Raw genomic sequence first — 11,134 nt, forward strand, 5'->3', positions numbered from 1 at the left:
GGGAACCTTTGTCATTTTGCCGGATTTCAAATTGCAAGGTTAATGCAAGGTTGCGGCAAGGTTAATGCAAGGTTGGCGTGATAGAATACTTTACAGAACAGGAGGTTTTGAATATGGACACAAATTACATCATTGAAACGAAAAATCTGACGAAGCAATACGGTTCACAAAAGAGTGTGGCTGACTTAAATATCCATGTGATGCGTGGGAGAATTTATGGTCTGCTGGGCAGAAACGGAGCCGGAAAAACTACTACCATGAAAATGCTGTTGGGCTTAACAAATCCGACTTCCGGGGAGGTCAAAATCTGGGGAAAACCCTTGCAGGGGAATGAAAAGAAATTGCTGCCCCGTATCGGCAGCTTGATTGAGTCCCCCGGTTTTTATCCAAATCTGACCGGCACAGAGAACTTGCGTATCTTTGCTACTCTGCGGGGCGTACCAAACAATCATGCCATCAAAGACGCTCTGGATTTGGTAGGACTGCCCTACAAAGATAAAAAGCTCTTTTCACAGTATTCTCTTGGTATGAAGCAGCGGCTTGCCATCGCCCTTGCCGTTATGCACGATCCAGAACTTTTGATTTTGGATGAGCCGATCAACGGTCTTGATCCCATCGGTATTGCGGAGGTACGCTCCTTTATTCGGGAGCTTTGCGACGCAAAGGGAAAAACGATTTTGATTTCCAGTCACATTCTTTCGGAGATTTCCTTGCTGGCTGACGATATTGGAATTATCGACCACGGTGCATTGCTGGAAGAAGAAAGTCTTGCTGAGCTGGAGCAAAAAAGCAGTAAGCATATCCGGTTTACGCTCTCTGATACTGCACAGGCGGCAAGAATTTTGGAACGCAATTTCCGTGAAAACCATTTCTCTATACAGGATGACCACAATCTGCGCCTGCACAACCTTGATCTACCTGTGGGGAAAATTGTAACTGCCTTTGTTGAAAATGGATTGGAGGTATCGGAGGCGCATACTTGTGAAGAAAGTCTTGAAGATTACTTCAAGCGTGTGACGGGAGGCGAGGGAATTGCTTAAACTGATCAAATGCGAATTTTGGAAATTAAAGCGAAAAAGATTATTATACGCACTGATGTCATTATCGTTATTTTTTCCGTTGATTTTGGCATATATGGCAAAGGCGGGAACAGGTGCAGATACAACGGAACATTATCTTCAAACCCGATTTGATTATGTTTATACAATGATGTTGGGATATGGATTGGTTTTTTTGCTTCCATGTCTAATTGGTATCATTGCCGCTATTTTGTTTTTTATAGAAAGAGATTGCGATACTTCCAAAAACCTTAGAACAATTCCTGTTACAAATACACAACTCATTATGGCAAAAATTTCTATGCTCTTTATTTTTAGCATTGCGTTTTGTCTGACAAGCACATTATCTGTTGCGTTGTTTTGTAAACTGTTTCATGTAGGAATGGTTTATGGTATGACTTATAAGATATTTATGAGCCTTATTTTTGGAGTTCTTATCGTAGCAGCTTCTTTGCCGATTGTATTTTTAATTATTTGTTTTAACAAAAGTTTTTTGCTTTCTATCCTGCTTGCGTTTTTTTATTCTATTTTTAACTGGGGCATACTGGGGACGATTGGAACATCTATAAGTGCTGCAAAAATTACTTTCTTAAATTCTTTCCCAGTTATATGTGTTATGAACTGGACAAGCGGCTTAATGATGGATCATTTGCAAAAAGACAATCTTTTGCCGGAAGCCTATGCGATTGTACCAACCACCTTCCATACAATTTTTATTCTGGCAATTACTGTTATACTTTCGTTGTGGTTGATCATTCGCTTTTATAAAAAATGGACGAGGTAAATGATATGGGAAAGATAATAAAAACGGAATTTTTAAAACTAAAACGCTATTCTGTAATAAAAGCCGGAATTATTATGACAGTGCTTTCGCCGCTGCTGTCACTGTTTTATTCCACAGCCAACGGTGGACAGACATGGACATTTGACTATTTTATGCAGCAAGTTATGATTAGTAACTGTACCTTGTTTTTTCCGATTATCATTGCACTGATAGCAGGTTATATTATAACAAGGGAATATACAGACGATACGATGAAGAATATATCAACAATTCCTATTTCATATAAACAGTTACTTTCAGGAAAACTACTTGTCCTATTGTTGTTGACAATCTGCTTTAGCTTTATAGGATGCGTGCTAGCATTAGTAATCAATGTTATTGCTGGATTTCCAGGAGTGCATTTTGGCAATCTGCTCAATATGTTTATTCGTGTTACCGGAGCAAATTTAGGAATTTACATTTCAGTTTTGCCGATTATTTTACTATTCTGTTGTTCGGTAAACAATTTTTTGGGTGGGGTTGCGTTAGCATTTGTGTATGGATATTTCGGAACTTTTGAAGGAACACTGTTAAATTATTATCCGATTAAAGCAAGCATGATTTTAGTAGACCCTACTTGTGGTGCGGAATATGGTTATACTTATCACATTTTCCCTGCTTTCATCACAATAGTTTTGACTTTCTTGATTTCTGTGATTATTCTTGCAAATAAAAAGAAAGAACCCAGCACATTGACTGTCACTAAGAAGAAAAAAGTAGTTAGAAAAAAGGGATGGTGACGTGATGGGACATTAGCTGTTTTTGATATAGAAGAATCCGGCAAACAGATTGGCGAAAAGTTATTTCTGCTTCTTAACGAGGAACAAAAGAATGCTCTAATGCAATATATTTTGGAGCAAGGAGTCTGTCATGGAACAGTATTCAATTCCTGTCACACTTCTTCCGCAGCAGAGAAAAATCCTCTGACAGAAATACAAGAAGGCGAGCTTTATCTATGCCTGGAACACCGTACTGTCAGGGTTCGTGAACGGATTATCAACCTGACAAGTAAGGAGTTTGATATACTGGCATTACTCATTGCCAACCCCAAACGTGTTTTTACTTACGAACTGATTACCGATTTGGTTTGGAAAGAAGATTGTGATTTCTATTCGAGAAAAGCCATTCATAATCATATAAGTAAGTTGCGTAAGAAATTGCGTTTTGAACCGGATCTTCCAAACTATATTGAGAGTGTCGCCGGGATCGGCTATAAATTTGAACATCTATAACATGAGCCCACAAGGTGTTGTTTTCCCTTGTGGGCTTGCTTTTTGCAGCATATATTCTAAGAGCAGAATATGTAGAAAATTGCGAATATAAAGAGTAAAAAGCGAATGTCTGCGGACTGATACAGGATACATAAACGATATAATTTTCTCCCAAGGAGGTATCAAGCAGCCGATTCAGGTTCCTCCTTGATGGGAGGAAATGCCTATGCGTCTATGCAACACAGATCCGCAGATAAACTGCTTTACATTCAGTCACCTATACGTCGTAATCCAACTCGTATGGATTGCGGCGTTTTTGGTTTCGACAAAATTTGAGCATTTTCGCTGTCAACCTCCCGGAGAAATTTCATACTGCTGCTTTGGCGCGCCTGTTCTTTGTACGGGCGCGCTTTTTTGTACCCTTTTTTTAAGCGGAAAAAAACGAAAAATCTATCACTGCCGCAGCCCACCCTCTGATTTCGATTTTTGCCATCAACTCAAACATCGAAATTGGAGGAAATTACTATGAAGAAAATCAATCTTCGGGATTATTACCCGTATTATACACAGGACATGATCGTTGAGGTGCCGGATGAAGTTGCTTTGTTGCTTCGGGAATATATGTTGTTGGAAGAAGCCTATCGGATTCGTACATACCGCTATAAAGCATTTTACTCCCTGGATCGAGACGAAGGTATTGAGCGTGAGATATCGCAAAAGCCTCTTAACCCGGCAGAAATTTGGGAACAGCGTCAAATGACGGAGTTGATTTATAAAGGTCTTTCCAAACTTCCGGTAAAGCAGCGCCAACGGATCTATGCACACTTTTTTCTTGGCATGAGTAAGGCGGACATTGCAAGAGCTGAAGGAACAGATGCTTCTTCTGTTCGCAAGAGCATTAACCGTGGTCTGCACCAGTTAAAAAAATATTTTGAAAAAATTTAGCTTACCCCGCCCTGTTTTGCCTGAAAAATGTACTGAATAATAGAGGGACATATTCGGCGGGACAAGCTGGACGGGTGTGGTAAGGAAGCATATATATCCTCCCACCCCAACTGTAATATCAATTTGTCTGCCATGCCCCTTGCTTGTTCCTTGACAACCGAATATACGCTGTTACAGGTACTTCATTCTGTGTTCCGAGCGGCAGATGGGGCGGCGCGGTGACAGGCAGACTAAGGAGGTGATGAATCCAGGCTGTCCGAGCGATAAACGCAACCTACGAAACCGGCTGTGGCAGGCCGGACGCGATAACGACACAGATCATAATGGTACTTCTTCACAGCTTCCTAAAGACTTGGGGAGAGTTCCTGCGGCGTTTGCTTGCTCTGGCAAAGCGGCGGCGTATGTGGGACTATGATGCGGTGACGCTACCCGCAGCCTGTAACAGCCCCGTCCTTATAACAGAAGGACTTGCCGGGGTGCGTGGCAAATACGGCAGTAAAATCGAAATCAGATATAATGGGCCGGATTTATGTGTGTAACAACCGTAGATCCGACCTATTCATGTGGTTTTGATAACACAGTTTTCAGAAGGGAGTTGATACTATGGAAATGAACACCATTGTCAGTGATGCGGGTACGCTGGTAGACATTCGGGATGTCTCTGTCAACAAAGAACTTTCCCGTGATGAACGGATTGCAGAATTTGTTCAGCAGATAAAAAATCCATACCATTTTAAGTGTGGCCGTTTTACTGTACAGGCCAGCTTTTCTGCTGAAGGTGCTACCCTGGAAGAATGTATCAAGGGTATTTTACGATAGGCGCAATTTTAAGAAAGGGGCTGACTTTTCCGTAAAAGCATGGTAGAATAAGAATCGGAAAAGGAATTGAATATGGACTAACCACACTTCTTGAATTGCGGGGATTTTTCTGTGCAACGAAAGGAGTGTTTTTTATGCAGGTTTACAAAGCGATTAAGTACATCCGTCTTTCTTATACGGATGATAAAACAGTAGAAAGTGACAGCGTTGCTAACCAGCGGCGCCTGATCGATGACTACATAGCCCGACACCCGGAAATTGAGGTTGTGGCAGAAAAAATTGACGATGGTTATAGTGGCGTTTTGTTTGATCGCCCGGCATTTCAGGAAATGATGCAGATGATCGAACAAGGCGAAGCTAATTGCGTGATTGTCAAAGACCTCTCCCGCTTAGGTCGTGAGTACATAGAAACAGGCCGCTATATGCGCAGGGTGTTTCCAGCCTATGGAGTGCGTTTTATCGCAATTAACGATAATGTGGACACGGAAAATGACGCTGCCGATGATCTCACGGTTTCTGTCAAAAACATTATGAATGAGGCTTACTGTCGGGATATTTCCGTTAAGACACGGAGTGCCCTGGAAGTAAAACGGCGCAGCGGGGATTTTGTAGGTGCTTTTACCATCTATGGTTATGTGAAAGTCGGCGATAAACACAAGAGCCTGGAAGTAGACGAATATGCTGCCAATGTTGTGCGGGATATTTTCAGAAAACGGCTGGAAGGATTCAGCGCTTCCCATATAGCGGATGAACTGAACCGATTAGGAATTCTTTCACCGTTGGCGTATAAGCGCAATCACGGAATGCCTCATGCAAAAGGTGGCTATACAGACCGAAAGGATTGCAAATGGTCTGCAACTACAATCATCCGCATTTTACAGGATGAAACTTACACCGGAACACTGGTCCAGGGCAAGCAGACAACGCCCCATTTCAAATTAAAAGAGCGTGAGGACAAACCTTCTTCGGAATGGATTCGTGTGGAGGGAACCCATGAGGCAATCATACAAAAGCACGATTTTGATCTGGTGCAAAGGCTCCGCAGGATTGACACAAGGACTTCTCCTAAATCGGATAAGGTTTACCTGTTTTCCGGCATTTTGATCTGCGGCTGCTGTGGCTGCCGTATGACCCGCAAGACGAACCGCTATAAAGATAAAGAGTATCACTATTATTACTGCCCGACCGGTAAAAAGAATGGCTGCACATCGTCGGTCATGCTGAAAGAGTCGGATCTGATTGAATGTGTACAGGACAGTTTGAAAGGACATATTGAAAATGTTGCTTCTCTGGATGCCCTGCTGTCCAGTATCAGTCAAGAACGGATTAACCGGGAATTGGCGCAGGAATATGCCGCACAGATCAGAGTAAATGAAAAGCGTGTGGCACAGACCGAGGGCTTTAAGGCAAAACTCTATGAAAATCTGGTGAGTGGAATTCTGACAAAGGAAGAATTTCTCTCTTACAAGCGAAAATACAATGCAGATATTGAACTGTTCCAAAAAGCAATCGCTGAATGGAACGAAAAACTTACAGATGTATTAGAAAACCGAAGCGAACGAAACCGTTGGATCAACCATTTTATGAAATTTTCTACTATGGAGGGTATTGACCGTCGGGCAGTCATGCAGCTTATCCGAAGCATACGGGTAATGGGTAAAGATGAACTGCATATTGAATTTAATTACCAGGATGAGTATCAGAAAGCAATCTCTTTGGCGGAACAGATTGCTACAAAAAACGAAGAAAGGATGGTGGGCTAAATGGCAAGAAAAAGCAGAAAACAGACGGCAGCTCCCATGCCGGCACCATCTTTGTATGTACATGTGGCTCTGTATATCCGTCTTTCTGTGGAGGATAACAAAAAGCGGGGCTGCTCAGTAGAAAACCAAAAGTTGGTACTGAATGACTTTCTTTCAGATAAACCGGACTTCGTTGTGTATGATACTTATATCGACAACGGAGCAACAGGGACAAATTTTCACCGCCCTGGATTTCAGCAAATGCTATCTGATATTGAAGCAGGCCACATTAACTGTGTGATTGTTAAGGATCTTTCCCGATTAGGGCGAAATTCTATTGACACAGGTTATTATATCGAACAATATTTTCATGCACATAATGTTCGGTTCATTGCTGTTACGGATCAGTTTGACACAGCGGATTCCGGAAATCTTCATGGTGGTATCATGCTGCCTTTGAAAAATATGATCAATGAAGCCTATGCTCTGGACATTGGACGAAAAATCAAAGCACAGGCGCGGCAGGCTATGAAAGATGGCGACTATATTGGTGCACGGGCACCTTACGGTTACAGGAAAGACCCGGATGATTGCCATAAACTTCTGATTGATGAAAATACTGCCCCTGTAGTAAAACAGATTTTTGAATGGGCACATGAGCATGTGGCACTGAACCGGATTGTCCGCAACCTAAATGAGATGGGGATTCCGGCACCGAGCCATTATAAAAAGGCCACTGGCGAGATTACCAGTCCGGGACTGATCGGAAGCGGCAAATGGCAGACCCGCACAGTGATGAAAATCTTAGAAAGCGAAGTTTATACAGGCGATCTGGTGCAAGGAAAAACAAAGATTGTAGATCATCAGCAGGTCAAGGCTGGAGAAGATAATCTGATTATTGCAAAATGCACCCATGAACCGATCATCAGCCATGAATTGTTTAATGCAGTTCAGGAATACAGAAAACAGATCTGTGAAGAAAGCAAAGCAACTCCAAAACGTCCCTACACACCAAACATTTTCAAAGGTAAAGTGTTCTGTGCTGATTGTGGCAGAAGCCTTCACCGGCAACGCGCTGAGCGCCGGAAAGGACCCGATACTTACTGGTTCCACTGCCTTACAAACAGCCGGGTAGAAAAAGATAGCTGCAAAGGTGCGATGATACAGGAGAAAGAACTGATTTCTACTGTTACGGCTATTCTTGAAAAAGAGCTGACAGTTGCGCTGGGAATGTCGCTGCCACTCTTTCAGTTGGAGGCAAGACAAAAACAGGAAAAAGATAAGCTGAAAATTCAGATGTCGGCCAAACGGCAGGAAATTGAAAAAACACGCCGGCTGATCCGTGGCCTATATGAAAATTTTGTGCAGGGTATTTTGACAAATGACGAATACTTTGAATTGAAAGCGGATTATGAACATGCTATCAATGCTCTGTCTGGTGAGATTGAAGTATTTGAAAAATCTATGGACTCTCTGGACAACCAGCTTGCCAGATACCGTGCAATGGAAAAGGATGCAAAAACACTGGCACAGGATCACGTACTGACTGCAGAACTGATCGAACGGCTCATTGAACGAATTGAGATCGACCACGAGCGGAATATTCATGTTACCTTCCGTTTCAAAAATGAATTTCAGGGAAAGGCGGTGGAACCGTGCGCAACTATGTGATTGCCCTTTATATCCGTCTTTCTGTGGAAGATTTCAAAACTGAAAGTTTGAGCATACCAAATCAAAAACTGATCCTTCGTGAAAAAGCTATGTCTCTGCCGGAATGGGATAACAGCGAGATTTTGGAATTTATTGACAATGGTCATACGGGGACAAACTTTGAGCGTCCGGCGGTGCAGGAACTTTTAACAATGGTTCAGGCCGGAAAAATCAACTGTATTATTGTAAAAGACCTTTCCCGATTTGGACGTAACAGCATTGAAACCGGCTATTTTATTGAGCGGGTATTTCCTCTTTACCACACCCGTTTTATTTCCGTCAGTGATGATTTTGACACAGCTAATTTCAAAGGTGATACCGGAGGGATTGATATTGCTTTCAAGTATCTTATTAGCGAGTGTTATAGCCGGGATATGTCCATGAAAACCAAAAGTGCAAAATACGCAAAGATGCGTCGTGGGGAATATCAGAGTGTCATCTGTCCTTACGGCTATCGCAAGAGTGCAGACGGACGTATGGAACCGGACGAGGATGTTGCCTCGAATGTGCAGATGATATTTCAATGGGCGTCTGAAGGCAACACCGCAACCGAGATTACAAGAAAATTGTATGCCATGAATATCCCCACCCCTGGGGAATATCGCAAACTTAAAGGTAAGGACTATTACAATGTTTCCCGAACAAACGGCGTTTGGAGTACATCAACGGTCCTGCGTATTTTAGAAGATCAAAGATATATCGGTACCTATGTAATTGGCAAGAGAAAGGTAAAAGAGATTGGCAGCCGACATACACAGTTAAAGGATGAAAGTGAGTGGTTCAAAATACCGAACCATCATCCGGCTATTGTAAGTGTGGATCTATTTGAGAAAGCCAATGCTTCAGTTAAGCGTTTCTCTCTGTCAAATAAAAAGCCGCGTGATTATCTGCTCCGTGGTAAGGTATTCTGTGGATGCTGCGATCATGCAATGTCTCTACGAAATGGTGCGTGGTTTTATTGCCGTCATTCCGAGGTGGCTGAAACGCTTCCTTGTCATGGTGTGCGCATAAAGATGGCAGATCTGGAGCAGGTTGTATTTGAAACAATTCGAGTTCAAATGTGTCCGGCATTGGGAATTGACAGCAATAAGGATAAATTGGATTTGCAGACAGTCCAGCAGGCCGAACATGAAGAAAAACTCCGTTCTATTCAAGACAGCAAGCGGCATCTTTATGAGCAGTATGCACTCGGAGAGATTGATTTGGAAACCTATCGAACACGAAAAGCGGTTTATGACACGGAACTGGTACAAGCCAAAAATGTTCATGCTGTCATTACTGCACAGACAAAGCAGATAAAAAGTGATTATGAGATTAAGCTGAAACAACAGGAAATTGTGCAGGAAGTCGGAAACGCCAACATGCTAACAAAAGCTCTGATTGACCGGCTTATCAACAAAGTTTACGTCTTTCCAGGAGATCGGATTGAGATTGAATATGCAACACAGGATTTCTTAGAAACTAAGGAATCCGAAAAGGAGGTATAACCGTGAACACCCATTTGAAACAGCTATGGGCAGCTATGAAGCTGCCCAAAAACTTCAAAAAAAGTTATAAATTTTTTTGTCTTGGGCTTGACATACGGGTGTCTCAAATCATACACACGGATTCGCTTCACCCCAGATATTTTTGAGCCTCTATTCATTTCATGATGCAGATAAGATTTGGAAATTGTGAAAATCCGTTCGTCCTCTTTCGGATGGCTGGTGCGTTTCTCCTGTCCAATCAGTATAACGATAGACCACTCGCCACTTCCCAGTGACATTATCTTTGTAAATACTCATACAAATTCTCCTCTCTTTCTCTTACATTTCGCTGTAACATACTTTTTTGCGGAAATAATTAGTGTTTACTCTGCCAGCTACCGTAAGATAACCCAGCTTCTGTAATTCTTCATTTAGCTGTTTGACAATCTTATAAGCATAAGACTTGGAAACTCCCAGTTCCGCTGCAACTTCTTCTAATCAGCAAGGAAGAATATGATGAATGGAGATATAAGTATCCGGAACTGGATACTTACCAGAAACGTGCCAAGATACCATCTCAGGAATTGAGTGATTACCTCGTAAAAGAATTGACTAAAAAAGAAAAATAAGGAAAAAGAAAACCTTACCGATATTCAGTTTTTTACTTCTGAAAATCAGTAAGGTTTCTTTATATACGTTATGAAATAAAATTTTTATTCGCCGAATAACCACAAAATGTTGCCATTTTGTTTCCAGATACTAAGCAAATTTGTTTGAAACTCGGAGAGTATGAAACTTTTTCTGTAAAATAATGTTTGGAAGGTTCTTCTATGATACAATAAATATCATTAGGAGGACCTTTTATTATGGCAAGACAAAAGAAACCGGTACATCGAGTACAAATGACCGAAGGAAAACGAAACATCATCCATCAGCTCCTGGAAGAGTATGATATCCAGTCTGCTGAAGACATCCAGGATGCGCTCAAGGATCTTTTAGGCGGTACCATTAAGGAAATGATGGAAGCGGAAATGGACGATCATCTCGGCTATGAAAAATCAGAACGTTCGGATCATGATGATTACCGCAATGGGTATAAGCGCAAACAGGTCAACAGCCGATATGGATCAATGGAAATCGAAGTGCCGCAGGACCGAAAATCAACATTTGAACCACAGGTGGTGAAAAAACGTCAGAAAGATATTTCTGATATTGATCAGAAGATTATTTCTATGTATGCCAAAGGAATGACTACCCGACAGATTTCCGAAACCATCGAAGATATTTATGGCTTTGAAACCTCGGAGAGTTTTATTTCTGATGTAACCGATAAGATCCTGCCACAGATCGAAGACTGGCA

General features: G+C 41.9%; 11 protein-coding genes and 2 pseudogenes. 11 read left to right on the forward strand and 2 right to left on the reverse strand.

The features are described from left to right. The first annotated feature begins 113 nt into the window (after nucleotides 1-113). From DWW13_RS11360 to DWW13_RS11405, 9 genes are all read left to right on the forward strand, one after another. Nucleotides 114-1,040, forward strand: coding sequence for an ABC transporter ATP-binding protein (locus DWW13_RS11360; RefSeq protein WP_117538750.1), 927 nt, complete (start codon nucleotides 114-116; stop codon nucleotides 1,038-1,040). Then, nucleotides 1,033-1,842, forward strand: a complete 810-nt coding sequence (locus DWW13_RS11365; RefSeq protein WP_117538751.1) for an ABC transporter permease — start codon at nucleotides 1,033-1,035, stop codon at nucleotides 1,840-1,842. Before DWW13_RS11360 ends, DWW13_RS11365 begins: the two co-directional genes overlap by 8 nt. Nucleotides 1,843-1,847: 5 nt before the next feature. Then, nucleotides 1,848-2,621 carry an ABC transporter permease gene (locus DWW13_RS11370; RefSeq protein WP_117538752.1) on the forward strand — a complete coding sequence of 258 codons (774 nt, stop codon included), beginning with the start codon at nucleotides 1,848-1,850 and terminating at the stop codon, nucleotides 2,619-2,621. Nucleotides 2,622-2,720: 99 nt separating this feature from the next. Further along, entirely contained in the window at nucleotides 2,721-3,113 is a 393-nt protein-coding gene (locus DWW13_RS11375; protein WP_055221049.1) for a winged helix-turn-helix domain-containing protein, read from the forward strand. Nucleotides 3,114-3,617: 504 nt separating this feature from the next. Then, nucleotides 3,618-4,037 carry an RNA polymerase sigma factor gene (locus DWW13_RS11380; protein WP_118306373.1) on the forward strand — a complete coding sequence of 140 codons (420 nt, stop codon included), beginning with the start codon at nucleotides 3,618-3,620 and terminating at the stop codon, nucleotides 4,035-4,037. A gap of 603 nt (nucleotides 4,038-4,640) precedes the next feature. Then, nucleotides 4,641-4,856 carry a DUF6870 family protein gene (locus DWW13_RS11390; RefSeq protein WP_118502298.1) on the forward strand — a complete coding sequence of 72 codons (216 nt, stop codon included), beginning with the start codon at nucleotides 4,641-4,643 and terminating at the stop codon, nucleotides 4,854-4,856. 134 nt (nucleotides 4,857-4,990) lie between these two features. Beyond that, nucleotides 4,991-6,619 (forward strand): recombinase family protein, encoded by a 1,629-nt coding sequence (locus tag DWW13_RS11395; RefSeq protein WP_033143713.1) that lies wholly within the window; start codon nucleotides 4,991-4,993, stop codon nucleotides 6,617-6,619. Continuing rightward, nucleotides 6,620-8,269 carry a recombinase family protein gene (locus DWW13_RS11400; protein WP_118502300.1) on the forward strand — a complete coding sequence of 550 codons (1,650 nt, stop codon included), beginning with the start codon at nucleotides 6,620-6,622 and terminating at the stop codon, nucleotides 8,267-8,269. Next, complete coding sequence (locus DWW13_RS11405; protein ID WP_118502302.1) at nucleotides 8,254-9,795, forward strand: recombinase family protein; 1,542 nt, start codon at nucleotides 8,254-8,256, stop codon at nucleotides 9,793-9,795. Before DWW13_RS11400 ends, DWW13_RS11405 begins: the two co-directional genes overlap by 16 nt. A 23-nt stretch (nucleotides 9,796-9,818) precedes the next feature. On the opposite strand, the pseudogene DWW13_RS20025 reads toward DWW13_RS11405, so the two are convergent. Next, nucleotides 9,819-10,004: pseudogene (locus tag DWW13_RS20025) on the reverse strand (hypothetical protein); the annotation flags it as partial. A 109-nt stretch (nucleotides 10,005-10,113) separates the two neighbouring features. Then, nucleotides 10,114-10,251 carry a DNA-binding protein gene (locus DWW13_RS20030; protein WP_117449543.1) on the reverse strand — a complete coding sequence of 46 codons (138 nt, stop codon included), beginning with the start codon at nucleotides 10,249-10,251 and terminating at the stop codon, nucleotides 10,114-10,116. 20 nt (nucleotides 10,252-10,271) lie between these two features. Between DWW13_RS20030 and DWW13_RS20035 the strand changes: the two are divergent. Together DWW13_RS20035 and DWW13_RS11420 are read left to right on the forward strand one after the other, a co-directional pair. Next, nucleotides 10,272-10,403, forward strand: a pseudogene (locus DWW13_RS20035) (helix-turn-helix domain-containing protein); the annotation flags it as partial. 237 nt (nucleotides 10,404-10,640) lie between these two features. Continuing rightward, a partial coding sequence (locus DWW13_RS11420; protein ID WP_199674853.1) for a transposase occupies nucleotides 10,641-11,134 on the forward strand: 494 nt, incomplete at its 3' end.

Origin of the sequence: Blautia sp. AF14-40, assembly GCF_003479665.1 — a bacterium.
In the GTDB taxonomy this organism is placed as follows: Bacteria; Bacillota; Clostridia; order Lachnospirales; family Lachnospiraceae; genus Fusicatenibacter; species Fusicatenibacter saccharivorans.